The sequence below is a fragment of the Desulfosporosinus acidiphilus SJ4 genome, assembly GCF_000255115.2.
In the GTDB taxonomy this organism is placed as follows: Bacteria; Bacillota; Desulfitobacteriia; order Desulfitobacteriales; family Desulfitobacteriaceae; genus Desulfosporosinus; species Desulfosporosinus acidiphilus.
Genome location: NC_018068.1, coordinates 902,993 through 929,977, shown reverse-complemented (window position 1 = coordinate 929,977; position 26,985 = coordinate 902,993). Strand labels below are relative to the sequence as shown.

Annotated in this window: 28 protein-coding genes, 1 pseudogene and 1 riboswitch; of the genes and pseudogenes, 2 read left to right on the top strand and 27 right to left on the bottom strand. The window is 41.6% G+C overall.

The features are described 5' to 3' along the window. Positions 1-9 precede the first annotated feature (9 nt). The 4 genes from DESACI_RS04290 to DESACI_RS25640 form a co-directional block, all read right to left on the bottom strand. Positions 10-1,407, bottom strand: a complete 1,398-nt coding sequence (locus DESACI_RS04290; protein WP_014825946.1) for an MATE family efflux transporter — start codon at positions 1,405-1,407, stop codon at positions 10-12. Continuing rightward, a complete protein-coding gene (locus DESACI_RS04285) occupies positions 1,400-2,128 on the bottom strand; it encodes a TetR/AcrR family transcriptional regulator (protein WP_014825945.1) in 729 nt (242 codons plus the stop codon). Before DESACI_RS04285 ends, DESACI_RS04290 begins: the two co-directional genes overlap by 8 nt. Before the next feature lie 211 nt (positions 2,129-2,339). Beyond that, a complete protein-coding gene (locus tag DESACI_RS04280; protein WP_041275961.1) occupies positions 2,340-2,591 on the bottom strand; it encodes an HlyD family secretion protein in 252 nt (83 codons plus the stop codon). 287 nt (positions 2,592-2,878) lie between these two features. Further along, on the bottom strand, positions 2,879-3,187 hold the full coding sequence (locus DESACI_RS25640; RefSeq protein ID WP_345788485.1) for a manganese catalase family protein: 309 nt from the start codon (positions 3,185-3,187) through the stop codon (positions 2,879-2,881). A gap of 965 nt (positions 3,188-4,152) precedes the next feature. Between DESACI_RS25640 and DESACI_RS04270 the strand changes: the two genes are divergently transcribed. Further along, complete coding sequence (locus DESACI_RS04270) at positions 4,153-4,869, top strand: GGDEF domain-containing protein (protein WP_083845539.1); 717 nt, start codon at positions 4,153-4,155, stop codon at positions 4,867-4,869. A gap of 89 nt (positions 4,870-4,958) precedes the next feature. On the opposite strand, the pseudogene DESACI_RS25715 reads toward DESACI_RS04270, so the two are convergent. From DESACI_RS25715 to DESACI_RS04190, 18 genes and pseudogenes are all read right to left on the bottom strand, one after another. Further along, positions 4,959-5,084, bottom strand: a pseudogene (locus tag DESACI_RS25715) (ATP-binding protein); the annotation flags it as partial. Between the two features lie 432 nt (positions 5,085-5,516). Beyond that, complete coding sequence (locus DESACI_RS04260) at positions 5,517-7,007, bottom strand: UbiD family decarboxylase (RefSeq protein WP_014825941.1); 1,491 nt, start codon at positions 7,005-7,007, stop codon at positions 5,517-5,519. 45 nt (positions 7,008-7,052) lie between these two features. Continuing rightward, positions 7,053-7,475, bottom strand: a complete 423-nt coding sequence (locus DESACI_RS04255; RefSeq protein ID WP_242833120.1) for a MarR family winged helix-turn-helix transcriptional regulator — start codon at positions 7,473-7,475, stop codon at positions 7,053-7,055. A 165-nt stretch (positions 7,476-7,640) separates the two neighbouring features. Continuing rightward, positions 7,641-7,865 (bottom strand): hypothetical protein, encoded by a 225-nt coding sequence (locus tag DESACI_RS24885; RefSeq protein ID WP_202947864.1) that lies wholly within the window; start codon positions 7,863-7,865, stop codon positions 7,641-7,643. Positions 7,866-7,874: 9 nt separating this feature from the next. Continuing rightward, positions 7,875-8,021, bottom strand: coding sequence for a hypothetical protein (locus DESACI_RS25635; RefSeq protein ID WP_345788484.1), 147 nt, complete (start codon positions 8,019-8,021; stop codon positions 7,875-7,877). Positions 8,022-8,068: 47 nt separating this feature from the next. Then, the gene (locus DESACI_RS24110; RefSeq protein WP_158310145.1) at positions 8,069-8,230 is read right to left on the bottom strand and encodes a hypothetical protein; all 162 of its coding nucleotides are present in this window, start codon (positions 8,228-8,230) and stop codon (positions 8,069-8,071) included. Between the two features lie 117 nt (positions 8,231-8,347). Beyond that, entirely contained in the window at positions 8,348-8,902 is a 555-nt protein-coding gene (locus DESACI_RS04245) for a manganese catalase family protein (protein ID WP_014825939.1), read from the bottom strand. Positions 8,903-9,129: 227 nt separating this feature from the next. Further along, on the bottom strand, positions 9,130-10,398 hold the full coding sequence (gene purD / locus DESACI_RS04240; RefSeq protein WP_014825938.1) for a phosphoribosylamine--glycine ligase: 1,269 nt from the start codon (positions 10,396-10,398) through the stop codon (positions 9,130-9,132). Positions 10,399-10,436: 38 nt separating this feature from the next. Then, complete coding sequence (purH, locus tag DESACI_RS04235) at positions 10,437-11,978, bottom strand: bifunctional phosphoribosylaminoimidazolecarboxamide formyltransferase/IMP cyclohydrolase (protein ID WP_014825937.1); 1,542 nt, start codon at positions 11,976-11,978, stop codon at positions 10,437-10,439. 17 nt (positions 11,979-11,995) lie between these two features. Next, positions 11,996-12,592, bottom strand: a complete 597-nt coding sequence (gene purN / locus DESACI_RS04230; protein WP_014825936.1) for a phosphoribosylglycinamide formyltransferase — start codon at positions 12,590-12,592, stop codon at positions 11,996-11,998. Further along, complete coding sequence (gene purM / locus DESACI_RS04225; RefSeq protein ID WP_014825935.1) at positions 12,589-13,602, bottom strand: phosphoribosylformylglycinamidine cyclo-ligase; 1,014 nt, start codon at positions 13,600-13,602, stop codon at positions 12,589-12,591. The genes purN and purM overlap by 4 nt, the downstream gene beginning before the upstream one ends. A gap of 33 nt (positions 13,603-13,635) precedes the next feature. After that, a complete protein-coding gene (gene purF / locus DESACI_RS04220) occupies positions 13,636-15,036 on the bottom strand; it encodes an amidophosphoribosyltransferase (RefSeq protein WP_014825934.1) in 1,401 nt (466 codons plus the stop codon). A 98-nt stretch (positions 15,037-15,134) separates the two neighbouring features. Continuing rightward, positions 15,135-15,854, bottom strand: a complete 720-nt coding sequence (gene purC, locus DESACI_RS04215; protein WP_014825933.1) for a phosphoribosylaminoimidazolesuccinocarboxamide synthase — start codon at positions 15,852-15,854, stop codon at positions 15,135-15,137. A gap of 197 nt (positions 15,855-16,051) precedes the next feature. Beyond that, positions 16,052-17,347 carry an adenylosuccinate lyase gene (gene purB / locus DESACI_RS04210; protein ID WP_014825932.1) on the bottom strand — a complete coding sequence of 432 codons (1,296 nt, stop codon included), beginning with the start codon at positions 17,345-17,347 and terminating at the stop codon, positions 16,052-16,054. Positions 17,348-17,376: 29 nt separating this feature from the next. Beyond that, entirely contained in the window at positions 17,377-17,874 is a 498-nt protein-coding gene (gene purE / locus DESACI_RS04205) for a 5-(carboxyamino)imidazole ribonucleotide mutase (RefSeq protein ID WP_014825931.1), read from the bottom strand. A 151-nt stretch (positions 17,875-18,025) separates the two neighbouring features. After that, positions 18,026-18,127: riboswitch (purine riboswitch) on the bottom strand. Positions 18,128-18,415: 288 nt separating this feature from the next. Then, positions 18,416-19,240, bottom strand: a complete 825-nt coding sequence (locus DESACI_RS04200; protein WP_014825930.1) for a 3'-5' exonuclease — start codon at positions 19,238-19,240, stop codon at positions 18,416-18,418. Positions 19,241-19,378: 138 nt separating this feature from the next. Next, complete coding sequence (locus DESACI_RS04195; RefSeq protein ID WP_014825929.1) at positions 19,379-19,549, bottom strand: aspartyl-phosphate phosphatase Spo0E family protein; 171 nt, start codon at positions 19,547-19,549, stop codon at positions 19,379-19,381. 300 nt (positions 19,550-19,849) lie between these two features. After that, a complete protein-coding gene (locus DESACI_RS04190) occupies positions 19,850-20,431 on the bottom strand; it encodes a hypothetical protein (protein WP_014825928.1) in 582 nt (193 codons plus the stop codon). Positions 20,432-20,701: 270 nt separating this feature from the next. On the opposite strand from DESACI_RS04190, the gene DESACI_RS24425 reads away from it, so the two are divergent. Continuing rightward, the gene (locus DESACI_RS24425; RefSeq protein ID WP_014825927.1) at positions 20,702-20,860 is read left to right on the top strand and encodes a hypothetical protein; all 159 of its coding nucleotides are present in this window, start codon (positions 20,702-20,704) and stop codon (positions 20,858-20,860) included. Between the two features lie 320 nt (positions 20,861-21,180). Here DESACI_RS24425 and DESACI_RS04185 read toward each other — a convergent pair whose 3' ends face one another. From DESACI_RS04185 to DESACI_RS04165, 5 genes are all read right to left on the bottom strand, one after another. Continuing rightward, positions 21,181-21,498: an SHOCT domain-containing protein gene (locus tag DESACI_RS04185; protein ID WP_014825925.1), complete on the bottom strand. Its 318-nt coding sequence runs from the start codon at positions 21,496-21,498 to the stop codon at positions 21,181-21,183. 585 nt (positions 21,499-22,083) lie between these two features. Then, the gene (gene guaA / locus DESACI_RS04180; RefSeq protein WP_014825924.1) at positions 22,084-23,616 is read right to left on the bottom strand and encodes a glutamine-hydrolyzing GMP synthase; all 1,533 of its coding nucleotides are present in this window, start codon (positions 23,614-23,616) and stop codon (positions 22,084-22,086) included. A 23-nt stretch (positions 23,617-23,639) separates the two neighbouring features. Next, a complete protein-coding gene (gene hpt, locus DESACI_RS04175; protein WP_014825923.1) occupies positions 23,640-24,182 on the bottom strand; it encodes a hypoxanthine phosphoribosyltransferase in 543 nt (180 codons plus the stop codon). 253 nt (positions 24,183-24,435) lie between these two features. Beyond that, positions 24,436-25,098, bottom strand: coding sequence for a LolA-like protein (locus DESACI_RS04170; RefSeq protein WP_014825922.1), 663 nt, complete (start codon positions 25,096-25,098; stop codon positions 24,436-24,438). Positions 25,099-25,271: 173 nt separating this feature from the next. Next, entirely contained in the window at positions 25,272-26,681 is a 1,410-nt protein-coding gene (locus tag DESACI_RS04165) for an MFS transporter (RefSeq protein ID WP_014825921.1), read from the bottom strand. Positions 26,682-26,985: the final 304 nt, after the last annotated feature.

Sequence of the window (26,985 nt, the reverse complement as noted above, 5' to 3'; positions counted from 1 at the left end):
CCTTTTCGGCTAAGACTCAATCACTGGGATTCTCTCAGGTGATTCACATCTAGTATCAAGATGTTTACTCCATCTCCCGGAAAAGTAATAGGCAAGACTTAACATGGTTGTTGTTGCGTAGCTTATGGCTATCACTATCCAAATACCAGCTAAACCAAGGGAAGTATGAGATAAAACCCAGGCTAAAGGAACCCTTATAACACACAAAGAAAAAAATGAGAACAGCATCGTTATGTTTGTCTTACCGGCACCGTTGATGATCCCGTTGGACACAAAGGAAATAGCGAATAATATGTATGAGGAACCGACGATAGCAAGATAATTTGCTCCTATGTCTATTATTTTCTGATCATTGACAAACAGTTTCATGATGCCTCCAGCAAATACTACAACCAATAGGGATATAGTCAAAATCACTGCTGTGTTCAGCATAATTCCCCATTTGAAAATGCCCTTGATTCTTTCAAACTTATTCGCTCCAATATTTTGAGCAGTAAGTGTAGATATTCCCATGAAAACTGCCGTTGCTGGCATTATGGCTATAGTATCAATCCGGCTGGTTACGCCATATGCTGCAATGGCTTTAGCACCAAATTCATTGACAAATATGACTACAAAAGCTGTACTGATGGATATAAGTGACATCTGAATAAAGACGGGGAAACCAAGTTTCACGATTGTAGCGATCATCTTAATATCAAGTTCGAGTCTTTTTAAGTTAATGGGTAACCCTCTATATTTTCTTTTTAGATAAAGAAGCCCTGATATGGTCGCCAAAGCCGTGGAAATCAATGATGCAACAGCAGACCCGTTCAAACCAAGCTTAGGAAATGGGCCAATCCCCGCTATTAGAAGCGGATCAAGAACTGCATTAACAATCGTAGATAAAATCATAAAAATCATGGGAGTTGTCGTGTCACCAATACCCCTCAAAATCGATACTACAAGATTCGATAAGTACATGAAAGCAAAGCCTAAAAGTGAGATTTGCAAATAGCTCGTTGCCTGTTTCAATAATTCTGCAGGTGTTCCCATAATTCTCAGGATACAACCCGATGACAGGAAACCAAATAAGGTCACTAACAGAACAACTACCAATCCAACAGTCCATGAATTATTAACTACCTTTTGGATCATGTTATTGTTATTCGAACCATAAGATCGTGCTATCAGAATAGATGACGCAGTCGTTCCCCCAGAAATCAAAGCTATGAGGAGCATCATAACAGGGAAAACCACAGCAACTGCTCCGACACTTGTACCACCCAGAAGATTACCAACCCATCCAGCATTAATAATGCTATATCCTGTTGTGATTAAATTGCCAAGTAAAATCGGCAGGGAAAAAATCAAGAGTTGCCGTGGAATACTTCCTGTTGTAAAGTTATTCCCAAATTTTTTATCCATCACTGCCTCCTCGTTTCTCTTGAAGTGACTTAAACGATATATACTTGTCAATTCCATTATCTAATTCCTGAAAGATTTCTTCGATATACCTTTGGACATCATTCGGCTGAAAATCAATTTTCAATGCTTGGAGATCATAAACTACTAGTGGATATATATACTTTTTAAGATCTGAATTAGAATCGTTTCTAAGCCAGTAAGTAATAACATGGCTGAATGCTCCTTCTTGAGCAATTGCAGCAACTCTGACATCCGGAATATCAACATCGCCTCTTGTTTTTAAGTATTCTAAAGTGGATTCCATAGATTTACACGATGCCTGCATTAAAGCAGCGTACTTCTTTTCAAAGCGTGGGTTCAAACCCACCGCTTCAATCAGCAGTATCTTGGCTAGCTCTCGATACTTCTGATGAGCCCAGGCCGATGATGCTGCAGCTCGGGAAAATCGTTCAGCAACACTTGCCTCTTTGCCATAGATAGCATAATTGGTAATGTTAGCGATAATTTTATACATTTCATCATAGAGTGTTTCAAATATATCTTCTTTATTTTTAAAATATAGGTAAAATGTACCTACTGAAATTTCTGCATCATCTGTGATATCTTTAACCGATGTTTGGTGATAGCCGCGTTCGGCAAAAACCTTCGCTGCCGTTTTGGTTATGAGCTTCCTCCTCTCATCTTTTCGATCTTCTGTTTTCTTCGACCGTTTGTAAACCATTATGATTTCCTCCTTTATTTCAAGAAATGAATAAGGTTTCATTCATTTCTTGAAAACAATATATCCCGCCCGATGCGATCTGTCAAGAAGAAAATCAAATACAAATGATGCTGACATTTTTTAGACTTTTAGCAATCGAATCATTTATATTAAAATATCAACATTCATTCCCGGCAGTAAAAAATTATTTTATCATCTATAGAAATTTCAACTAATAAATCGGTTTCGCCGTTTTTTGAATCATCGATTTTGATATCCTAGTTATTTTACCTTTAAATATTTCCGACTTGTCAGCTTGAGGAAATATATCCGTTAATGCACCGAGTTTTACATTTTTCATAAATTCTTCGGCAACGTAGGTTTCTACAACTCTACTATCAAAATCCATAATACTCATTAGTGGTTGATTTTGAAATGCCTGGGGGTTTTTAATATCACCGCGCCTGCCACAAGCTCCAAACACCTCTTGTTCCAGCCAAACATTAAATATTCTTCAGTATAGTTCTTTTCTTCTAGCCTTGCGCTAACAATTCCATTCCTTGCAGAAATACCTAAAAATCGGTAGGTTATAAATTGATCCGCAACCAACGAAAAAGAGTCATTGACACTTCATCTCGAAGTTCAATGACTCTTTTAGTCAATATCCTTTTCATTCCAAAACCTGCAAACTCATCTTATACTCATAAATTAATTCATTCAATTCCTCAGGCGACCCGTTTTCCCGGATTAATATTAGTGCCTTTTGAGCAATCATTTATGTACCCCTTCTCTGGTAATTAGAAAGTTGATCATTTTTTTCATGTTAGGATCTGTGGTTGACTCTAAATGTCGCTGATAGAGAAGAGCGGCCCGGGTTTCCGCTTGAATATCTACCTGCAGCATAGCAATATAATCAGTGCTTTGATCAATATACGTTGAAACCCAAGGGGCGCCTTGAGAATTCACACAAGTAAGCGTAGGTCCGCCTAATTTAGTAATGGCCGCAGCGATTAATTCCATATGTCCTAATTCTTCCGCCGCTAATAGCCCAAGTAGATCTCGAACATACCGGTTAGGCATGTTCGAGCATGATTTAAGTACTGAAGAGCTGAGGAAATTTCACTGTCATGTACAAAGGTAACAATATTGTCTAGAGTTCTAGAGATAATACCGGTCAATTCTTTAAGATAACTAAAACAATTGGACTAGCTTGGATTATTATATATCCTGTTGAAAGTATACTTTTTAAGACAATTCTTTCCAAAAGAAGGAAACCACTACATGAACACCTTTACCTATAATGACTTAACATATGACTTTCCGAATGTTCAATTGAGAATTCATTCGGATCGCGGCGTGCAAGTGCGATAAGAAGTCGCTTGATATATTGCGAAAGGCTACCCCATCCATTCGGGGTAACTCTATTGTGACTAGCGTGGATGGTAACGTCCGGATTAGAAAGCTCACAAGACAATGTGGAAGTCCAAGTAGCCTAAAACTGGGAGAACTGCTAGAGTAAGAAAGCTCTGGAGAACGTAAAGTGAATCACTATAGGAATCGTTACGCTGGAGGAAGGAAATAGGCTAAAACGCTTCGACCAAAATGGCAAGGATTCAAGCAAAGGCGATCTGATCAACCAATGCGAATGGATAAAGAACTCCAGGTGTAAAGGTGGCTCCTAAGGCTTTCATAATTATGTATATCAGCTTTGCCTATCTCTCCCCCACCCGATTGCCAGTTAATCTTACCAGAAATATCTCCAAATTTAGTTAGTCTGGATATTTTTACCAGGAACCTCCAGGATAGAGTTACCCAAAACTTGACTTTTATTTTGGAAACCTGAAGGTATTCAGTGTATTTTCAAGAATTGTGATTATTAGCGCTTATAACAATAAATAGTTCCATCCATCTGGAAAAGGTACAATTTGTAAAATGACTGGCGAAAGGGGCCACCTTGTTATGGAAAAGACAACTTATGATTTTTGCCACATCACTGGTTATGATCAGGTGCCCGAAGAAACATATCGTAGCATCTACCTTACAATATCGAACACGCAAAACAATACATAGAGAAGGCAATTAATGAATCACCGCAGACTTTTGAATGGTTAGCCAAAAATAAGACAGGACAACTTTTTTCTGTTGAAATAAATTTGAAAAAAGTATTCATAAATGAAGCTGAACGCATACTGGTAGTTGTTCGCGATATCACCGAGCGAAAAAAGCTCGAACAAGAGTTGCAACGGTTATCCTTCTTAGATGGATTAACCGGTATTGCAAATCGGAGATATTTTGATGAATATCTGAAGAAAGAACTAAAACTATCGGCTCGTAGCGCAGCTCCATTATCCATGATTTTATGCGACATTGATTATTTTAAGGCATATAACGATACATACGGTCACCTGGCAGGAGATACATGTCTTATCAATGTAGCTAATGGCTTACAAAGCGTATTGATGCGCCCGACGGATATTGTCGCACGATACGGTGGAGAGGAATTCGCAGTCATTTTGCCAAGTACAAATGAACATGGCGCTACAGTAGTTGCTGAAAGACTCCGCACTGTCGTTGAATGCCTAAGTATTGATCACTCAGGTTCATTAATAAATCAATACGTTACAATTAGTTTGGGAATTGCCACAATTTATCCTAAACCAGATACTCCGTCTACAACATTGATTGAAATGGCGGACCGAGCTCTATATCAAGCAAAAAACGCGGGCAGAAATCAATCTAAACTAATCGTTTTCCCGAGATAGTGAACTCGTTCAGCTAAATCTGAACTTCGGGGCTGTTCGATCCCTTTACTCACGACAACCTCATCCCCAAACAAATATCTTCATCTCTGTCATGTTAATTCAAATGTAAATATACTTCCGTTTCCTTCAGCACTGGTGAATGATATACTGCCACCCATTAAACCAACTAGTATCTTGGATAACTTAAGGCCCAGGCCAGTTCCTTTAAAGGACTTTGTATAAGAATTGTCAACTTGTGAAACTCCCTAAAAAGTTGATCCTGCAAATGCTTCGGTATGCCTATACCTGTGTCTATAATTTCAAATTTTAAGTAAGAATCTGACTCATGTTTGTAAAAATTGCTTACAAACAGTTTCACACCTCCCGTTAAGGGGTCCTGAACCATTGAGTAATAATCTCTGTACACTGCAAAACGGAGTATATCTCAACTATACTAAAATTAAGTTACATATACTCTCTTTTTTCCTATTTTTGGCTTCATAAAAGTTCACCCGAAATTTCTAACAGGATCAAAACCAAATCAAATATTCATCTACACATCACTTCCTGCTGGTAATTTACCACAAGTGGCTTTTTACTTGGTAAGTATGCCATATCATAAGATAGAATAACCAGATAATGGACATAACGTTGCTGTCAAAAATATTTTATTCTAAGAAACCTGCTTTAATCAACTTATCCATAGCACTTTCCTGAACCCGTTTAGGAAATACACCTTTAAATGAACTTGTAATAGGATAGTCTTCATATTTCATGTCTTCTGGTAGCAAACAGTTATAAATGCATGCTGTTGTCTTAAAAACCTTTTTCTCTTCTTCATCCAAGTATGTGATTAGACCTATTACCCTACTTTCGGGTCTAAAGTAAATTTCTTTAGATTGATGGTTTCGAGAAGCAAATGCCCATACCACTTGGCTTGTATCAGTTGGGTCAATATCGTCATTCACTACAATAATCTTTGGAGAAAGGAAACTTCCCTTGCAAGAATATACAGCATCACCTATTTTTTTCATAAGCTCATTCATATTGCAATTCAACATTTCCTTCCAATTCTTAGGTATAGTTATCACCAACCAAGTACACGCCGATTCGAAAGGCATCCAGGCCATAGTCGCCGGAATTTCATGTTTTCTTAGTGCAGATAATATTTCAGCACAAGCTCCAATTCCCATTACCGGATGATCATCATCTATTGGAGCTCCAGCTACTACAATAGGGTATATAGGATTATCACGATATGTCATGGCTGTTACATGATATATTGGTTTCTCGGATTTTGATTGTTTTATCAGATATCCGGAATATTCTCCCATGGGACCTTCCATGGCTGTTTCACTTGTAGACAATATGCCTTCCAGAACAATTTCTGAGTTAGCCGGTACGAGAATGTCATTAGTTTCAGCTTTAATTAATTCAATTGGTTCTCCATAATAACCACTTATATAATCTGCTTCATTCATCCCCTCTGAAACAAGTGTTGATCCGGCAACAAGAGGAATCATTGGCTCGGTTCCAAAAGCAAGAGCAAATGGAACTTCTTCACCTAAATCTGCCCACATTTTTCGTATCTTACCAAGATGTTGTCCGCCGGCAACCATACCTACCATAGTTTTTTTATCAAAAATCATAATACGAGCGATTGACCAATTAGTCCACTTCTTGTCGGGAGACTGTACAATAATCGTTCCCCAAGTATTTATATAGCGTCCTCCATCACCGTCATGGGCAAATGGTACTGGAAGCTTATATAAATCAACCTCCTCACCTCGTAAGATTTTTTCTTTGCAAGGAGCGTTTGAAACGATTATAGGATCAACTGGTTTACGGCTGTATCCATCTATTAAAGCTTCAATTATTTCTTTGCCAGTTGCTTTAGGAGACAAACCTATAGATAATGCGTAACGTGATAAATACAAATCTTTTTGCCTACTTACTCCAGCTGGAGCTCCTAGTGCTCGAAAACCTTTTTCAACTCCTTTTATATTGTTAAAGAGTGGAGCAGGTGCACAATTTTCATTACACCAACGGATAATTGCACCCATTTCTAAGTTCCAATCAACTTCTTCTTCGATTTCTTTGACTTCTCCAAGTACTTTTAAATTCTCAATATATTCACGAAAACTTTTAATCCGATGCATAAAAGCGCCTCCTAATTTGCTTGTCAAGACAAGTATTTGGATATTTTAATCCTCAAAACCATTTTCTATTATTTTTTTAAGTAGAATCTTCAATATCACTACTTCTTCTTCCGATAGATTTTGAAACATCCTTTCTCTATAAGAACCTACTAATGGCCACAATTTTCCTACCAAACTATGCCCTTTCGTTGTAATAAAAATAAGGTTATTTCTTTTGTCTTTACTGTCTGAGATTTTTCGCACATAGCCTTTTAACTCTAATTTTTTCAATATTCTAGCGACATTTGCTTCATCTTTAAAAGTCTCAGTTGCTAATTGCTTTTGATTTTTACCATCTTCTTCTAAATTCAGCCTGGTAAGTAAAATAAACTGTTCTGGTGTAATTTCATATGGTAATAATACAGAGTAAAGGGTGCTCTTATTTATTCCCGCGGCAATATTTAGCAAATAGCCTAACGAATCATTCAAGTTTATATATATAGATAACATCCTTTCTATTACTTGCCTTGACAAGTAATCTACTCTAATCAATTACTTTTGTCAATCTTCTAATACAACAACCTGAATAATTTTTAACATAATTCCTCCATTCGACTTTAAAGTAAACTTCTTACGAGACAGTCCTGGAGGATTTTAACTAAATCTTCCTATAAGGCAGTGCATAAACTCTTCGATTCTTTCCAATTGTTTAGTTGCTGTCTCAGGCTCATGCAAAGTAACCGCAATATATTCATAGATGGCTCTTAAATCAGTATCGGCTTGTTTAGTTAATACAATCTTGTATGTTATAACCGTAATCTCTATGGATATCCGAAAAAACCTTCTCTGCAGATTTTGTATTTCCCTGAATGAAATCATTATATCCTTTTACAATTCTTCATCAATCTCATTCTCAGTTAAATCTGAAGGTGCTATAGGTTGTAGAGGAGGAAGCTTAACATAAAAAGTAATTCCTCTCTTAATAACTACCTGTTTTAAAAATATTGTTACTGCATTCGACACTGGAATACCCAATTGCCCTAAAACTAATTCTGACTGTTCCTTAAGCCCTGGTTCAAGCCTTACATAGAGATTCCTCCGGTCAATGGGCCGATACTAACACTGTAATCGCCTGGCGATACCGGCTCAAACTCTGACGGTGAGATGGCCGCCGGCATAATAAAACTCGTGCCGCTGATCGCACAATCCGTTGTGCCATCGTTATATTTCAGTGTCCCAAGCATTAACTGCCTACCTCGATCTGGGGCTATGGTCAGATTAATTGCTTTGATCTGCAACCAACCTAAAAAGAGTCATTGACACTTCATCACGAAGTTCAATGACTCTTTTTCGTTATCTCTTTATTCCAAAACCTGCAAACTCATCTTATACTCATAAATTAATTCATTGAATTCCTCAGGCGACCCGTTTTCGCGAATTAACGCTAGTGCCTTTTGGAGCAAACGTTTATGTACCCCTTCTCGAGTAATGAGAAAGTTGATCATTTTTTTCATATTAGGATCTGTGGTTGACTCTAAATGTTGCTGATAAAGAAGAGCGGCCCGGGTTTCCGCTTGAATATCTACCTGCAGCATAGCAATATAATCAGTGCTTTGATCAATATACGTTGAAACCCAAGGGGCGCCTTGAGAATTCACACAAGTAAGCGGAGGTCCGCCTAATTTGGTAATGGCTGCAGCGATTAATTCCATGTGTCCTAATTCTTCCGCCGCTATTAGCCCAAGTAGATCTCGAACATACCGATTAGGCATGTTCGAGCGATGATTTAAGTACTGAAGAGCTGAGGAAATTTCACTGTTTCGTCCGGCGTAATGTTCCAATAACAATTTTGCAAATCCAGGATCCTGCCGTTCCACATGGATCGGGTAAAATAAATGTTTTCGATAATGAAACACCTTCATCCCCCCCTTTTTATCGAACCTTGCCTATATTATATGGGGGGATGCTCCTAGTGGTCACAGAAAAACCTCTAATGAAGACTTGGTATATAGAAAAGTATAGGCGAACGTATCTGCGAGAGATAAACATTTTGCTTTTAAACCTTAAGTTTACTATTCATTAAATAAACTCAGCTTGCGCTGAGTTTATTTAATGGAAAACCTAATTATAGATGTTGGATCTTCTACTCATTATTCAACCCTTTTATGCCGATATCCCGCCGGTAATGTGCCTCGGGAAAATCAATGCTTTCCACAAGGGCATAAGCCTTTTCTCGAGCCTCTTGCAGCGTTTTTCCGGCAGCGGTAACTCCTAAAACGCGACCGCCGGAACTTTCAAGTATTCCATGGTTCATGATGGTACCCGCATGAAAGATCACAGAATCCTGGTCATTGGTCTCCGGCAAGCGGATTGGAATTCCCTTAGGATACTTTGCAGGATAACCAGGGGCAGCCATCACAACACAAACTGCGTCTTCATTTTTCCACTCCAACTTGACTTCAGACAATCTGCCCTCTGTACAAGCCCATAAAACCGGTAAAAGATCGCTTTCCAGGCGTTTCATAACCACCTGTGTTTCCGGGTCTCCGAAGCGAACATTGTATTCCAAGAGCTTCGGACCTTGTTCCGTAAGCATAAGGCCTAGAAAAAGCACTCCCTGGAATGGGGTTCCTAGCTCAGCCATAACCTTTAACGTTGGATTAACAAGGTCTCTCATCACCGTTTCTTCAAGCTCTGTCGTCCAGAAGGGCGGTGGGCTGTAAGTTCCCATTCCTCCGGTATTAAGACCTTGATCGCCGTCTAAGGCACGTTTATGATCCTGGACAGGAACCATCGGGTAAGCAGTATTGCCGTCTGCAAAACAGAGCAAACTGACTTCTGGTCCTTCGAGAAATTCCTCAACCAAAAGTTTCTTTCCTGCTGCTCCAAAGCTTCCATCCATGATCTCATCGACAGCCTGGAGGGCAGTCTCCAAATCCATGGCAACGATGACACCTTTTCCTGCCGCTAAGCCGTCCGCTTTTAAAACACATGGGGCACCAAGGGTCTTAATGTACCTTTTTGCCTGATCCGCCTCATCGAAAACTTCCCACTTGGCGGTGGGAACGTTTGCCTGTTCCATAATCGTTTTGGCAAAGGATTTACTGCCCTCAAGCTGAGCAGCAGCCTTAGTGGGCCCAAAAATTCGCAAGCCTGCCTCTCGGAAAGCATCAACGATTCCTAAACTCAGAGGATCTTCCGGACCAACCAGAGTCAAGTCAATGGATTCTTTCAAAGCGAACTCCACTAGGGCCGGTATGTCTTGAGCCGAAACAGGAACATTCCAAGGTTCTGTCCCGGCATTTCCGGGCGCAACAAAGAGACGTTCCAGCTCCTGGCTCTGGAAAAGCTTCCAGGCTAGAGCGTGTTCTCGCCCACCGTTTCCAATAACTAATACTCGAAGTTTTTTCATGTTTTCACCCCGTCACCCAAAAGTAACCTTTTAGAAAACTAATGTTGAAAATGTCTGCGATGCGTAAAGACCATAATGATATTTAAACGATTCGCCGCTTCAATGACTTCGGCATCATGAATAGATCCTCCGGGTTGAACAATCGCCCGTATCCCTGCTTGGGCAGCAGCTTCAATGGAATCCGGAAAGGGAAAGAAGGCATCCGAGGCTAAATAGGCGCCTTTTACTTTTTCACCCGCTTGATCTATAGCAATCTTAGCCGAGCCTACCCGATTCATTTGTCCGGCTCCAACACCTAAGGTCTGACGATAATCTGTTACAACGATGGCATTTGACTTAACATGTTTGACAACACGCCAAGCAAAATCGAGTGCCTTTAAATCTTCTTCTGTTGGCTTTTGCTGGGTTATGAATTCCCATTCATCAACATGAGTTGTTCCCCGATCCACTTCCTGGACCAGATACCCTCCGTCAATACTTTTCAACATCCAGCGAGAATTTACTTCATTTTCCCCCCTGCCAACTGCAAAAAGACGGAGATTGGCTTTAGCGCTTAAAATTTCCCGTGCCTCAGGACTAAAATCCGGTGCCACGATCACTTCATAGAAGCTTTGCTTAATTGCCTCGGCACAGGTTCCGTCCATGACCCGGTTTAAAGCGATAATTCCGCCATAAGCAGAAACCGGATCCGAAGCCAAAGCACTTTGATAGGCTTCCAAGGGGGTGCTTCCCAAGGCTACACCGCAGGGATTGGTATGTTTGATAATCGCCGCAGCACAGGAATCAAACTCCCGGGCAATTTTCCAGGCAGCATCCATATCCACCCAATTGTTGTAGGAAAGCTCTTTCCCTTGAAGCTGTTCACCTCTTGCCAAACTGCCGGGAGCAGCCTCAGAATTTATATAAAAAGCGGCCTTTTGCTGAGGATTTTCTCCATATCTCAATTCTTGAACTTTGCGGGCGGTAAGGCGCAGCGTTCTGGGAAAACCACCGACGGGTTCAAGCTGCCGTTCTAAATAACTGGCAATCAGACGATCATATTCTGCCGTATGAGCGAAGGCCTCTGCAGCTAATCTTTTGCGCATACCGGCTGAAACAGTTCCATTTTCCCGTAAAACATTTAATATTTCTTCATAGGATTTGGGATTAACGAGTACGGTAACCCTGCCGTGATTTTTAGCAGCGGCCCGAACCATAGTCGGTCCTCCTACATCAATGTTTTCGATGGCCTCCTCAAAACTAACTCCTGATTTAGAGATTGTTTCTCGAAATGGATAGAGATTCACCACAACTAAATCAATAAAACCGATTCCATTTTGCTCCATTTCCTCACGATGCTCTGCAATATCTCGAGCCAGAATTCCCCCATGAATCAAAGGATGGAGGGTCTTCACCCTACCGCCTAAAACTTCAGGAAATCCTGTAACCTCGCTGACATATTTGACGGGGATGTTGGCTTCTTCCAGGACTTTAAAAGTCCCCCCCGTGGAAATGAGTTCAAATCCCAGCTCTGCAAGTCCTTGAGCAAAAGCAACAATTCCTGTCTTGTCCGATACGCTGATAATGGCTCTTCGCTTCATTCTAAACCCTCCAGTTACTATATCCGAACCCGGCGCCCTACTCTTTTTACGCATCCGGAAGCTAAGAGACGGACAGCCTCCGGGTAGAGACGATGTTCTGCTTCTAATATCCTTTGCGCTAAACTGTCTTCTGTATCCTCTGCCAAAACAGGCACTGCCTCCTGCAATATAATCGGTCCGCTGTCTAAACCCTCATCAACGAAATGTACCGTACAACCACTGACCTTGACACCATAGTCCAAAGCCTGCCGCTGGGCATGGAGTCCCGGAAAGGCAGGAAGCAATGACGGATGAATATTTAAGACTGGAATATTAGCCTGTCGAATAAACTGAGGGCCTAAAACCCGCATATAGCCTGCTAAAAGCAGCAGCTCAACTTGGTTTTCTTTCAACCAGATTAAGAGTTCCTCATCTTGAGCTTGACGGTTTGGATAATCGGCTGGAGCAAAAACCTGAGTTGGAATTCCATTGTCCTTCGCCAATTCGAGGGCTGCGGCCTTGGGTTGATCTGAACCCACAGCAACAATCTTAATCGGCAGCTCTCCCCTTTTCTGAGCCTCAAGCAATGCCTTAAGATTGCTCCCTCTCCCGGAAGCTAACACCGCGGTTCTCAATAAGTAACACCTACTCCTGGAGCAACATACCCAATAACATAGCTCAATTCACCCATCTCAGCCAGTCTCTGACGTATCGTCTCTTCATCGTTACTGCTGACAATAATCACAAATCCGATACCCATGTTGAACGTTCGATACATCTCAGGCCAAGCAACATCCCCTATGCGTTGCAGCAAATCGAATATTGCGGGTCGCTGCCAAGACGTCGGATCGATCTTAACCCCTAGACCGGAGGGTAAGATCCTGGGAATATTCTCCGTGAGTCCTCCCCCCGTAATATGTACCATCCCTTTAATTTTCTTCTCGGAAAGGAGTGACAAAATTGTCTTGACATAAATTCGCGTAGGTCTTAGCAGTGTCTCACCTAAAGGTTCTCCCAGCTCGGGCAAAACTTCTTCCAAAGAATAGCTCTCAAATAGTTTTCTTGCTAAAGAATAGCCATTGCTGTGCAGTCCGTTAGAAGGCAAGCCAATGAGGACATCCCCGGCTTGAATAGTCGAACCGTCGATCAATTGATCACGGTTAACGACCCCCACTGAGAATCCTGCAATATCATATTCATTCTCAGCATAGAAGCCCGGCATCTCTGCCGTCTCTCCTCCGATTAAGGCGCAGCCGGCCATTTCACAAGCCCTGGCAACCCCGCCGACGACTTCAGCCACTCTGGCGGGTAAGACCTTTCCTACAGCAAGATAATCGAGGAAAAACAGCGGCTCCGCACCTTGTACCAGGATATCATTAACACACATAGCGACTGCGTCTTGCCCTATGGTATCATGACGGTTCATTTGAAAGGCGAGGCGGAGCTTAGTCCCCACGCCATCGGTTCCTGATACAAGAACGGGATCCGGATACTTTTCCAAATTCAGTTTAAAGAGCCCTCCAAATCCGCCAAGCCCACCTAACACTTCCGGACGAAGCGTTCGTGCAACAGCCGGTTTTATAGATTCGACGGCATCATTTCCAGCTTGTATATCAACACCAGCATCTCGGTAAGAGTATCCCACCTTTGATTCCTCCCTACGTTTCGTCAATCGTTTTCAACCACAAGAGTTTTTCCCCCGGTTCAGGTTTGAAACAGGAATAGGGTAAGCGCCATTAAAACAGGCCAGGCACACCTTCTCCGTTCCAAGGGCTCTCAGCAATCCTTCTTCTGAGATATAATGCAAGGAATCCGCTCCAATATACTGTCGTATTCCGTCTCTATCTAAGCGATTGGCGATCAGCTTTTCCCGTTCAGCCGTGTCTATTCCATAATAACATGGATAAGCCACCGGAGGCGAACTTATTAGAAAATGAACTTCTTTAGCTCCTGCTTTTCTCACCATAGCCACTAGTTTTGAACTCGTGGTCCCACGCACAATGGAATCATCAATCATAACGATTCGTTTATCCTTAAGAACGCTCGTATTCGCATTCAGTTTCAAACGAACGCCCGCTTCTCTCATTTCCTGAGTCGGTTGAATAAATGTTCTCCCGACATAACGATTTTTGATCAGACCCTCCCCAAAGGGCAATCCCAGAGTTGTGGCATATCCCAAAGCCGATGCGGTTCCTGAATCCGGAACTGCAATCACAAGATCAGCGTCGATGGGACATTCACGGGCTAATTCAACCCCCATTTTCCAGCGGCTTTCCGAAACATTTATCTGGTCTATGGTGCTGTCCGGACGGGCAAAGTAGATATATTCAAAGGCACAGGAAGCATTCTTATTCTTAGACAACCCCCGACGGGAGTGCAAGCCTTCCTCATCAATAATGACAATTTCTCCAGGCTCTAAATCCCGGATGAACTCAGCACCTATGGTATCAAGGGCACAGCTCTCTGAGGCCAGACAATATCTTTCGCCTTTTTTTCCGATGCAAAGAGGTCTGACCCCATGGGGGTCTCTTAAACCAAAAAGTTTATCCTCTGCTAAAATTACTACGGCATAAGCCCCGCGCAAATCCATCATGGTCTTGACAATGGCATCCTCGAGAGAATCCCGGCGGTAGCGGGTAATGAGGTTAATAATAACTTCACTGTCTGTCGTTGTTTGAAAGACGGCCCCGTTCACACCTAATTCTTCCCTCAATTCTCTGGCATTGGTTAAATTTCCATTGTGCGCTAAGGCCATCATTCCCTTTTGATAGTGCACAACAAGGGGTTGGGCATTAGCCAATAAACTAGAACCTGTTGTTGAGTAACGAACATGTCCAATAGCCATTTTCCCGTGTAGATTCTTAACAATGTGGTTAGAAAACACTTCCGAGACAAGACCCATTCCTTTATGAATTTCAATCGAATGTCCGTCAGAAACAGCGATCCCGGCGCTTTCCTGCCCGCGATGCTGAAGAGCATAGAGTCCATAATAGGTTAAGCGAGCCACCTCTTGATTGGGAGCATAGATCCCAAAGACGCCACATTCCTCATGTGGTTTGTCCAGGCTTAAATCGAACAATTTTGTCCCCCCTTAAAATAGTGAGACAAAGCGAAAAACCATAAATCTCAGATGCAGATTAAGAGATTTTTCGCCGTCCTCCCCAACAAACAGAATGCTTATTGTCCTGCCAAGACCTCTTTGACCCTTCGAAATACTTCCTGATAAGCTTCTTCAACTTGACCCAGATCTCGGCGAAAACGGTCTTTATCCAGCTTTTCCCGAGTTTTGATGTCCCAATAGCGGCATGTATCCGGAGATATTTCATCACCCAAAATCACTTTGCCATTGTCAATACCAAATTCCAATTTAAAATCAATTAAGTCAATGCCCGCTTTGGCAAGAATATTGCGCAGAATTTCATTGACCTTCAGTCCCATGACTTGTATCTCCTTAGCAATCTCGAGCTTGGCCCATCCCATGGCAGCAACATGTGATTCATTGACCATGGGATCACCTAAAGCGTCATCTTTATAATATAATTCCACGACAGGCTGGGAGAGAATAAACCCTTCTTCTACACCGAGACGTTTGGACAAGCTCCCTGCCACAATATTACGAACAACAACTTCCAGGGGAATCATATCCAATTTCCGCACCAGCATATCCCGCTGCCCTAGCAGGCGAACAAAGTGAGTAGGGATTCCCGCTTTTTCAATTTCCGTAAAGAAAAGTGCTGAAAGTTGGTTATTAACCTCTCCTTTATCAGCAATCTGTCCTTTCTTCTCGCCGTTAAACGCTGTGGCATCATCCTTATACGCCACCCAATAATAATTCTTTTCATCCGTTGCATAGACTTTCTTAGCTTTTCCCTCATACTTTAGTTCTAATTTTTCCATCGTTATTACCCCTTTCCATCGATCAATTTTTTTTGCCGGGCATTACAAGTTGACCCTTTTCTCAACTTGCTCTACTTCGATATGTTATAGTTTTAAAATGCATGGTTTTAGGTATAAGTTCGTTAAGTCATAGGATACCTGGGTCCTTATTAAACTCTTAGATTCTTAGGCTCTTAGATTCCTAGATTCCTAGGTTCCTAAACTAGCCCTAATCGTTCAAAAATGTCCCCAACATGTTTTGTGTGATAGTCATAGTCGAATAGGTTATTAATAAGTTCTTCATCTAAATATTTGCGAATTGCCGAATCCCGACTGATTAAGTTTTTAAATTGTTCTTTGGTGTTCCAAGCCTCCATAGCATTGCGCTGCACCATAGCATAGGCATTTTCGCGGCTTACGCCCTTTTCCACTAAGGCCAGCATCACCCGTTGAGAAAAAATCAATCCCAAGCCTTTGTCTATATTGAACTTCATCTGCTCAGGGAAAACTTGCAAGCGATCAATGAGTTGAACCATTTTATGAAGCATATAATATAAGGCCAAAGTACTGTCCGGTAATATCATCCGTTCAGCCGACGAATGGGAGATATCCCGTTCATGCCATAAGGCTACATTTTCTAAAGCCACTTGAGCATTTGCTCGTACAACCCTGGCCATACCGCAAATCCTTTCCGGAGTGATTGGATTTTTTTTGTGCGGCATGGCTGAAGACCCTTTTTGGCCCTTGCCGAAGGCTTCTTCAACTTCGTGAACATCCGTTCTCTGTAAATTGCGGATTTCGGTAGCCATTTTGTCGAGGGAACTGGCTATCCCCGCCAGAGTCGTCATAAAGTAAGCGTGGCGGTCACGCTGGAGAATTTGGGTGGAAATCAAGGCTGGTTTCAAGTTAAGGGATTGACAGACATGGGCTTCCACTTGGGGATCTACATTAGCAAAAGTCCCCACCGCTCCCGAAATTTTTCCCACCCGCACTTCTTCGCGGGCAATATCGAGGCGTCTTTTCTGGCGTCTGATCTCATCGTACCAGAGGGCAAATTTCAAACCCAAGGTAATAGGTTCAGCATGGATTCCATGAGTACGTCCCATCATCAAAGTATCCCGGTGTTCTATTGCCCTGCGGCGGAGAACCGCCTCCAAGGCCTCCATCTTAGCTAACAGCAAATCCGTTGCTTCAACCATTTGCAAAGACAAAGCCGTATCGAGAACATCCGATGAAGTTAAGCCCAGATGAATATACTTGGCTTCATCGCCCACATTCTCAGCAACGTTGGTTAAAAACGCTAAAACATCATGCTGTGTTACTTCTTCCAAAGCTTGAACCCGTTCCCAAGTGAAAGATGCCCGCTCTCTGATCACCTCAACGGCTTCCTTAGGAATCTTGCCAAGTTTTGCCCAACCTTCGCAGGCAGCAATTTCAATTTTCAACCACAGAGAAAGCCGGTGTTCGTCTGTCCAGATTTCTCCCATCTCAGGAAGTGTGTACCTGTCAATCAAAGCAGAATCTCCTTTCTATTTCCTAACTTTCAATCTTCGTTTAGTTTCTTTTGCAAGGCCTCATCCTTAGCAGCAATATCCTCTGCCATTTTGGCTCGGTAGTTTTTTATCTTCCTTCGCAAGGCATCATCCCCTGCAGCTAAAATTTGTACAGCAAGCAAGGCAGCGTTACGGGCAGCGCCAATCCCAACGGTGGCTACAGGTATTCCGGGAGGCATTTGCACAATAGCATAGAGAGCATCGACGCCATTCAAGGGGCCGCTGTTCATGGGGACACCGATTACTGGCAGTGTCGTTGCCCCCGCTATAACTCCAGGCAAATGGGCTGCTAAACCCGCTCCCGCAATAATTAGTCTGCCTCCTTGATTCTCAAAGCCTTTGACCCAGTCAAGAGTTCGCTCCAAGGTTCTATGAGCTGACGAAATCTTCACTTCAAAATCCAGTTCAAATTGTCTCAGGATCTTGATTGCATCCTCCATCACTTTGTAGTCTGAATCGCTGCCCATAATAACTCCGATCTGATTCAACGAAACCCCTCACTTCCATAAAAAATCAAAGCCCAGGCGAGTAAATTTCCCCCTTAAAAAGAAAGAGTGAAACCTACCCGCCTGGGCTTTTATCCCTTCGGTGTAATTTGATTATGCAATCAAATCTGTACCACTTGGACGATCTCATCGCCCTAGGTACACTTTCGCTCATAGTCAGACCATTTACGGCAGTCTGGTAGAAACTTGCGGACCATATCTCCGCGATTATATGAACTCTTATTTATTTCTTACGTTCATTGTACAGGAAGGGCTTGTAAAGGTCAAGAATAAATTCGAACGTTAATCAGTCTTGCATCCAGAACGTTCGGCTAAATAATTCTTCTATGATCCCTATTATCTCAAACAAGATTACCGATGAAAGAACGGGAATCTCGCAAAACTCAACTCCACTATTAATTGGCAGAAAACGTTGAGCACTCCCAATTTAGAAGTGATTCTCACCATTGGATGAATTAAAGAAGGTCGCGACAGACTTTTAAAAAGCCCATTGCAACCTAATCCGCCAAAGAATCTATTATCCTTACTTAACGCTTTCACCTTTTATATAAATATTATCTTTACAAACAATCGTAAATTCTCCATTTTTATTTATAATTCTAGCAACGTGTCGAATAGGCATTTTGCATTGTTGGCAAAAACCATGAGCAAAATACTTTTTAGATTTGCTAAACTCCTTATCTTTTGCCACATAATTTCCACATTCAGGACAGTAAATATTTGTCTGGCTTAGTAAACCTTTTAGTTCATTAATCTTAAATTCATTTTCTCGCTGTACTTTTTCCCAATTAATAATGGCATCTTTAGAAAAATCATAGACCTTCCTAAAAATATCCACGGTGTATGCAGCATCACTAAGAGCATCATGAAAAGGTAAAGCCTTTTCTATTTCTAAACTATCCACTGCGCTTTCAAGGCTTGGTTGTTGAGGCAACCCCTCATACTTCATATAGATTTTTTGTATGTCGATATATTTATCGAAAAAATTAGCACTGAAACCAAAAAACGAGCAATTTTCCCGCAGTCCTAAGATATCATCCTGCCCCCAAGAGCATAAAACAACTTCACTTCCGATCCAGGCCTCAAAGCTTTCCATGGCTTCCCAAAAAGGTCTTCTTGGGATCACTTTGCTCGTGTTAATGTTCGTCTTTCTCTTTACATAAGGATTCAATCGTTTATAAACATAAGGTTTAACTAACAAGTTGAACTCATCGATCTTCTCTAATTGATCGTTTAATTTTAAAGCACCAATTTGTATTATTTCATTTTTTAAAGCGGGGTTTGCTGAATCCCCTTCTTTAAAAGGAAAAAACATATTAAATTCTAAATCAAAAACCACGTAATTCATTACGCCCCTCCTGCCATGACTCTATTATAATCCCTCCTTCCGATAAACGCACTCACGTAATCTTTCCAAATCAGTTTTTTTTCGAAATTAAAGAGCCATCGGAGCGACGACTCTTTCTTAAGCCTATGTACTTTCATTTTACCAGAAACTTAATTGTTCTACAGAAACAGCCCGTTGGTATTGGTTCAGCAAACCATCCAGTTCTTGACTAATCTCGACAACCTCGCTATCAATCAGCTTACGCGTTTGACCAAATTTGTTGAGTCGTCTTCGAAGAACCTCAATTCTTTTCAAAAGTTTCTTTTCCACTTGGATTCCTCCCGAAAAGTCTTCTTAATAAGAATTGTATTGTTTTTTTGGAGAAATGGCAAGAAGATAATATCCAATATTAGGCAAATATTTGTCGAATATGGAAAACCAAGTTACTAGTAAATAAAATACTCCTCCAAGACGATATCGTCTCATCATTTAACCTATCTGACATTGGGGATATAGAAGTGAACAAGTTCAGCTAAAGCTAAAGCTGAAGCTCGGGGCTTCGGTGACGATAGTCTCCAGTGAAGATTATCACCGAAGCCGCCTATACCCAAAAAGGAATACTACTCTAATTTATTTAGTTAAGGAATCCAATACCTGTTGATAGAATTGCTGTGGATTGAATGTACCTCTATTCTGACCGCTTCTGCGTTGAGTATTGGAGCCATTTGCATTATTCGCATTTTGGCTATTCTGATTGGAACTTTTATTATTTGCGTTTTGATTAGTCCCATTAGAAGGTCTCTGAGGAGGTGTTGCTAAATAGCTCTTCTGTTGATCCGTAAAAACAGCGTTAATAGCGTCTGCCTTTTGTTGTAAGAAATCTTGACTCGGATTACTCGTACTGATCAATGCTTGTAAAATGGGTTTTAGTTTATCTTTCTGATCACTTGTTAGAGGGTTTTGTTGGTTATTTTCTAAACGGCGAATTTCCATAGCAGCCTGTTGAGCAGGATTGAGTGTCCTTTGTCCCTGTGCTGATTGACCTTGCTTTGTTTGCCCTTGACTACTGGACTGAGCTTGAGTTGTTGACGAAGCAGAAGCTGCAGTACTTGAACCACAACCGCTGACTCCTATCAAAGCGGCCAAAAGTAATGCCCCCGTAATCAGTGATGGTTTTTTTAATGCTTTTTTAAATTGAAAGAGTTTCTGCATAAAAATTCATATCCCCCTATTCATGGCAAGTTATGTTTATTTCCTTGGACTTTGGTCAAAACAACAGTCTAGATTTCATTTTAACCATGATTTAGCATACATCGAAATCTTAATGAGAATGTGACCGGTTCCTTAAGATTTTATCAAGATTAACTGAATGTTAGTGCTCCTTGTGACTTTAAAATATGTTAAAAAATCATGTTTAATATTGGATATTTTGGTTAGAGTAACGTGTAAATACTGATCTTTTGATCAAAGGGAGGTTTTATAATGGCTCGCACAGTAGCTGCCTATTGCAGAAAATGTAAAAAGCCCACGGATTTCCATTTGAATTGCGGCGGTTGGGAATGTTGTTCCTGCGGTTCGAATAACCCACTGGGCGGGCATGATGACTCCGAATTTCCTTACAATATTTTTAGAGATTATTAAGCCTTGATTTGGCATAATAACTATATTTTTCAGGTTTTGAGTTAGCTCTAAGCCTTATAGGTTACCTTAAATATAGTCATGGTTGGAATATCATTTGGTCCATAGTATTCAATTTTTGCATGTTTCCGCTGATAAGAGTTCATTATAAGCATCCTCCTTGGGCATGGGGCTTTGCCTCCCTGATCGGAGCAGGCATAATTTACTATTTCAAAATACCTTTTAGCTCGATGAAATGAATGCCCCAATATCATTGCGGTATTTATTAAGGAAAAAACTATGGGAACTACCTCGAGGGTTTTGGCAGTTCCCATGTCTTTCACTCACTCACTTTTATAACCTAAAACTTTTCTTCTTGTCACATAATCCTCAGTATCAATCTCGCCGCGTACAAATCGCTCATTTAACAATTCCAGGGCTTTATCTGAACGTTGGGGCAAAAACAAAGGATGTTTGGTTAAATGTTTGACAATGTATACTATGAACAGAAGTACGGCGATCACAGTAAGAAAATGCAGCCCCATGTTTACTAGAGCATAAATGTTCAGACCATTATTTGCTGCAACGCCACTACCGGCGTTACTGGAGAAAGGAACTCTATTACTGAAGTTCCCCAGACCTCTTCCAACGAAGTGAGTCATAGTTAATTAGTCACCCCCTTTAAATTTCTTAACCCCAGTGTACATAGAAAATAAGGCTTTTGTTTGACGAGAATGTGATTCTTTTATTAAGATTTAAATTGCCTTCCTTCCACCGCGGAACTCCACTGGCCTTGCTTAGATGATTCTACATGCTATTGCGGAAACGACTGCGACGTGGTATAAAAGATTAATTTATTTTCTTTATTCGCGCTGCCTCTATGGCTAGACACTTCGGCATTAAAAGGTTCAATGATAAATGGATCATGTATTGTTGAGCCGGAAATTAAGATTATTAGTGTATTCACGCTACACAATAATAAATACGGCAGACCGAATGTCTTCTCAGAAGAAGACCAAATTACAGTGAGCATCCTTCCAGATCTTACAATAGATTTAAAACCAGTCTTTGAGGGTATTTAATTTATATCTTATATCGTTCTATCTTAAATCTATTTGAGTATTGCCAGACGCTCGGGAATTTTAAATATTCCACTAAATCAAGAAGACGCCATTAAAAAAATAGAGCACTCGACCAAAAACGGTTGAGTGCTCTATTTCTATTATGAAGCTATAATGCCAAAGGCATTATTCCCACTCAATAGTACCCGGCGGCTTCGAGGTAATATCATAAACAACCCGGTTTACCCCACGAACCTCATTGACAATCCGTGACGATATATTATGGAGAAGATCATAAGGAAGTCTCGCCCAATCAGCAGTCATAGCATCTTCACTGGTAACTGCTCTGAGGATAATTGGATATTCATAAGTCCGGCCATCTCCCATTACGCCGACGCTTTTGATGGAGGGGAGAACGGCGAAGCTTTGCCACAGTTCGCGATATAAGCCTGAGCGGCGAATTTCTTCAATAATAATGGCATCTGCTTCTCGCAGAATATCCAGTTTTTCACGGGTTACCTCACCCAGGATACGAATTGCCAGGCCGGGACCCGGGAAAGGTTGACGCCAAACAATTTCTTCACTCAAACCTAGTTCGGTTCCCAGTTCGCGGACTTCGTCTTTGAATAACATGCGCAAGGGCTCAACCAGTTTGAACTGCATATCTTCCGGCAGTCCTCCCACATTGTGATGGCTCTTGATTGTTTCCGCAGTTTCCGTCCCGCTCTCGACGATATCCGGATAGAGCGTTCCCTGGACCAGATAATCGACTTGACCAAGTTTCGCGGCTTCCGTTTCAAATACGCGGATAAACTCATTGCCTATGGTTTTTCGTTTAACCTCAGGCTCAGATACTCCTTCGAGTTTGGCCATAAAACGCTCCCGAGCATCCACAAACACTAAATTAAGCTGAAACTGCTCCGTGAAGACTTTTTTGACTTGTTCTGCTTCGTTCTTGCGCATAAAACCATGATCGACAAAAACGCAGGTCAATTGATCTCCCACGGCTTTGTGAACTAAAGCAGCTGCCACTGAAGAATCGACGCCGCCGCTTAAGGCGCAGAGAACTCGTCCCTTTCCTACTTTAGCCCGGATTTCTGCCACTTGCAGCTCAATGAACGACTCCATGGTCCAATCCCCGGCACAATGACAAACATCAAACAAAAATTGCTCCAGCATTTTTTGACCGTCGGGAGTATGTTTGACTTCCGGGTGAAATTGGACCCCATAAAAATGACGTGCAGAATTCATCATAGCTGCAACCGGCGTATGTCCCGTATGAGCGGCAACCTCAAACCCTTCCGGCAACGACTTAATGGAGTCGCCATGACTCATCCAGCAAGGACGCTCTCCGCCCAAACCGACCCATAAATCCGCTGCTTTATCTACGGTTAGCATGGCTTTCCCATACTCGCTGGCTACAGGGCGTTCCACCGTACCGCCCAATTGCAGGGCCATAAGCTGCATCCCGTAGCAAATTCCCAGGATTGGGATTCCCAGATTATAAATTTCCGGGTCTACTTTTGGGGAATTAGGCTGATTAACGCTGGCAGGTCCTCCGGAAAAGATAATGCCTTTCGGTTGCCGTGCCTTTATGTCTTCAATAGACGTTTTATATGAAACCATCTCTGAATACACATGGGCTTCTCGCACTCGCCTGGCAATGAGTTGATTGTATTGCCCTCCAAAATCAAGAACTAAAACAACTTCCTTTGTCACGTTATTTCATCACCATTTCCTTATTAATTCACTTCATAAGCTTCCTGTTTTAAAACTCCTACGTAGGGTAAATTACGATATTCTTCATTAAAGTCTAAGCCGTAACCCACAACAAATTCATCGGGAATGTCAAACCCATTGTAATCAGGGTAGACTTCAACTTGCCGCCGGGCAGCCTTATCAAGAAGGGTTACCACCTTCACACTCAAAGGGTTTCGCGCTTTGAGATTTTCCTTTAAGTACTTTAAGGTCAGTCCCGTATCCACAATATCCTCAACCACTAGAATATGGACGTCGTCGACACTTCGTTCCAAATCCTTAAGTATCCGTACAACTCCCGATGACTTCGTCGACATGCCATAGCTCGACAATGCCATAAAGTCATAAGCCAGAGGCAGCTTAATCTCGCGAATGAGATCTGCCATAAAGGGAACAGCCCCTTTTAAAATTCCCAAAACTAAAAGCTTCTTACCTTCGTAATCCCTGGTAATCTGAGCACCTAATTCGGCGACACGTTTTGCCAACTCTTCCTTGGAAATCAATACCTTGCCGATATATTCCTCCATTATGGACCCCTCCACATAAAAATTATCAATAAAATATATCAAAAACTATACCAGAGCCTTGTCCATTGTGCAAGTAATCTCCTCTCTCATATATCACTAAGACGAAGTCACTTCAAGGATCGAGGCCTTCAAAAGATACGTTCGTTTCCCGGAAATATTGCTGAGATTAAGTATAAAGACACAAGCCAGGCACCCTAAGGGGTTTCCTGGCTTATGTCTTTGACTCATTTTTACTTATTACTTATCGTTCCTTCTAAATTGTAGGCTTTTGTATAGTAATCTTCTTTCCAATATCCTTAAACTCAAGTGTCATTGTCATGGGGTCGGATTTTGCTTTATTTTTGGCTTCGATAGTCGCTTTCACAAGCATTTTATCCGACTTTCGGATATAAAGCGTATACTGGAAATCGCTCCAATAATCCTCCATCATCTGATTTTGTACACTGGGTTTTAACTGACAGACCCAAACCTTTTCTCCGTTGACCTTCCCTTGTCCGCTAAGCACCACCTCACCAAGTTCTTTCATTTGCAGTGAAGATAGGGGGTTGAGCTCCGCCAGAAAGACCTGTTGTGCTGCCTGGCCATTAGCAAATTTAATCCACTTTTTGCTGAATGGATCTTTACTGAACGTTGAATCTCCGATTTTAACCAACTCAACTTCGCTTCCGGTTAATTCACCTAAAACCCTGGTGTTAGTTCCCTCTTTTTCCCCTTGTACTTGAACAAGAACCCGATCTTTCCCTTCAACCCATTGATGCTGGGTCAAACTGAACCGAAAAGAGGTTGCCGCATTCAGTCGTTCCAAGCCGTGTGTAACCAGCTTAGTGGGGTCTGGCGGCCAATTGAGCCACCCTATTATTCCCCCTAATAACACGATGCTGATCCCAATGAGAAACCATAAGCCCCTTTTCTTCATATCATGCCCCCCTGGCGGAGTTCTTACCTACTATTATGTAATTTCAGCTTGCTCTATTCCTGGGCATGAAGAATTCCTTAAACTAGGGTTCCGATATTAACGTGATCTAAATACTCAGCTCCTAATTAAGGCAATAATGTCTATTTTAAGGGCGCCATATGGAGTTTAGGCAATTAAATACTCTCGTTAATTTTACGAGGAGAGTTAAGACTCTTGCCCCTTGCCAAAGAAGCAAAGGTACCAATCAAACAAAGGATAGTAAAAACAATGAAACTAATTTTCGAACTGTTCATAAAGCTTGTCATATAGTAAGGGGAATCAAGGGGCATATCTTTCATTTCAAAAGAAGTAATAAGGGCCACAATGGTCATACTCAGTGTTTGACCCAGCAGTCTCATTGTCCCCAGAGTGGAGGAAGCTACTCCATAAAGGGGACGTTCAACGGAACTCATGACTGCATTAGTATTGGGTGAAGAAAAAAAAGCAAACCCCAGACCGATGAAAGCCATATTTAGAACAATTAGCTCTATCGATGTGCCCTTTGCCAAAAAAATAAATAAAAATAGTCCTAATGTTGTTATACCCATCCCTAAAGAAGCAAGGATTTGAGAATTGATTTTATCGGACAAACGACCTGCTAACGGAGAAAGCAGCGCCATGATAATAGGCTGAGACAGGAGAATTAAGCCTGACTGAGATATGCCAATGTTCTGGACATTTTGAAGATATAAAGACATCAGGTAAACTAAAGCGAACGTAGCACTATAATTGATAAGAGCAGCAAGATTTGAGAAGGCAAAGGAGCGATTACTAAGAAACAGACCCATAGGCAAAATAGGATACGATCGTTTATTTTCGTAAACAACAAAGACAATCAGGAGAAGCAAACCCAAAGCAAAGGCAATTATATTACTATAACCTGCGGTAATATCGGATAATCCATAAAGAAAGAGCAAAATCCCTATTATCCAAAGAATGCTGCCCCATTTGTCAAGATTTTCATGATCCGTTCCGGTCCATTCGCCGGTCAGTCGAGTTATTGTCAAGCTAAGAACCACTAAAGAAATTAGAAAACTCAAGTGAAATATCCCCCGCCAGCTGATGGTGCTGCATATCAATCCTCCTAAGACAGGCCCTAAAGAGAGTCCGATATAGGTGGCTGCTGCACTTAGCCCCATAGCCTTTCCCCTTTCTTTTGCCGGGACGACAGAGGTTAAGATCGCCATGGAAGTACCAAAAATCATAGCACTGGCAATTCCTTGAAAAACCCTGAAAACAATTAATACTGGGAATGAAAATGCAAATCCACAGCCTAAAGAAGTTACTGCAAAAGCGATCATGCCAATTAGAAATATTCTCTTCCGCCCGAGAAGATCTGCTAAACGGCCAAAGGGCAATAAAAAGGCTGCCGAAGCCAACAGATAGCTGGTGACTACCCAGTTCAGCTGAGATTGATCTACCCCATATTCCATACCTATCTGGGGAATACCAAGATTTATGGCATTACCCAGAAACGGAGTAATAAAGGATGTTATCATGACAATAATCATAGTAACCTTTACAATAGATTGATTCTCTTCCATTTGTAGTCCCTCCCCAACATTTCATCTCTGAAGCGAAAATCATTTGATCTCTTTAGTTGTTTCAACATTATTGGGAAATCTCCTACCAAGCAATGGGGAACATTTTCGCCGAAAGAACCTAGCTAATAACAAATGCAATCGCGTTGAAGGATGGACTTACCCCCACTGAAGCAGAGAACGGGGACCACTCCCACTTCTATAAGTGAAAGTCTCACGATTGATCAAACGTTGCCCCGACTTAAAGAAAAACACCTTTCCAATTCGGTAAAATGGTGTGAGTAAACAGCCATTAATTCCAAACTGA